Genomic DNA, 1,703 nt, shown 5'->3' with positions numbered 1-1,703 from the left:
TGCAGCGCTAGCAGCGAATGTCCACCGAGGTCAAAGAAGTTGTCGTGCCGCCCGACCCGCGCCACACCGAGAAGCTCCGCCCAGATCGTCGCCAGCGCGGTCTCGGTCTCGCCCCGCGGCGGCTCATAGGCCGCGCGCGCATAGGCCGCATCCTCAGGCATCGGCAGCGCCTTGCGGTCGAGCTTGCCGTTTGCCGTCAGCGGCAGCGCCGCCAGGCGCACAAACGCAGCCGGCACCATGTAGTCGGGCAGCCGCGCACTCACATGCGCGCGCAAGGTGCCGGCAAGGTCAGATCCCTCAGCTTCGCCGGCGTGCTCCGCAGCCGCAACCACATAGGCGACAAGACGCTTCTCGCCGGTGCGATCCTGTTGCGCCACGACGACCGCATCGCGCACGAATGCGTGTTCGACGAGCCGTGCCGCGATCTCGCCGGGCTCGATCCGGAAGCCCCGGATCTTCACCTGGTCGTCGTTGCGGCCCAAAAACTCCAGATTGCCGTCCGGCAAGTACCGCGCAACATCCCCGGTCCGGTACATCCGCGCCCCCGCCTCAGCGCTGAACGGATCGGCCACAAACCGCTCCGCCGTCAGCTCGGGCCGGTTCAGATAGCCACGCGCGACCCCCGCCCCGCCGATGTAAAGCTCCCCGACCGCCCCGAACGGAACGGGCGCGCCATGACCGTCCAGCAGGTAAACCTGCGTGTTCGCGATCGGTCGGCCAATCGGGAGCCGCTGGAATGGCTCATCAATCGCGTTGATCTCGCAGACTGTCGCAAAGGTCGTCGTCTCGGTCGGACCGTAGCAGTGCAAGAGATGTTGCGGTCGGTTCTGCCTCAACACCCGTGCTACTGCCGCCACATCAACCGTATCACCACCAACTAATAGCAACCGCAAACTTGCCAGCACCGGGCCTAGATCATTAGCGCTCTGCCTGAACAACCCCGCTGTCAAATGCAGGACGGTAATGCGGTGCTGCTGAACCAGACTGCGCAGCACTTCTGGCTCCAGCACATTAGTGTATGGAATCGCAATCAGGCTCGAACCGTGTAGCAGCGGTGCCCAGACTTCCAGCGTACTGATATCAAACGCGGGATTGCCCAGCCATCCCACACGATCCCTCGAGCTGAACTCCGCATAGCCGTTGTTGATGACGAGCCGGTTGACAGCACGATGAGGAACAACAACTCCCTTGGGAACGCCGGTCGAGCCGGAGGTGTACATTACATAAGCGGCGGCCTCGGCGCTCAATGCCAGGCCTGGATCGGTACTACATCCTGTTCCGGCCATGAGCGGCTCAATGGGCAGAACAGGGATTGTCACCTCAACCAGATCGTCATCGTCACTCTCGCTAAGCACGAGGCGCGCATCACAGTCGGCCAGTATCCAGCTTTGTCGTGCAGATGGAAGAGCGCGATCGATCGGCACATAAACTCCCCCCGCCTTCAGGGTCGCCAACTGCGCCACCACAAGCGCAACGGAGCGGTCCAGCATTGTCGCAACACTATCCCCGGGCCTCACCCCGAGCCCGATCAGATGATGCGCGAGCCGGTTCGCCCGTGCATTGAGCTCGCCATAGCTTAAGCGCGCGTCCGCATCGACCACCGCCACCGCGTCCGGCGCTTGACGCACCTGCGCCTCGAACAGCTGATGGATGCACTGCTCCGCCGGATAGGGGGCCGCCGTCCGGTTCAACTCCTCCAGGAG

General features: G+C 63.7%; 1 protein-coding gene. It reads right to left on the bottom strand.

Annotated features, from left to right (window positions below; genetic code table 11):
• A partial coding sequence (locus tag KJQ96_RS38420; RefSeq protein ID WP_213291148.1) for an amino acid adenylation domain-containing protein occupies positions 1–1,703 on the bottom strand: 1,703 nt, incomplete at both ends.

This window comes from Bradyrhizobium sp. sGM-13 (assembly GCF_018398875.1).
Lineage (GTDB): Bacteria > Pseudomonadota > Alphaproteobacteria > Rhizobiales > Xanthobacteraceae > Bradyrhizobium.
The sequence above is the reverse complement of the archived record's forward strand: the minus strand, read 5'-3'. Positions and strand labels throughout refer to the sequence as shown.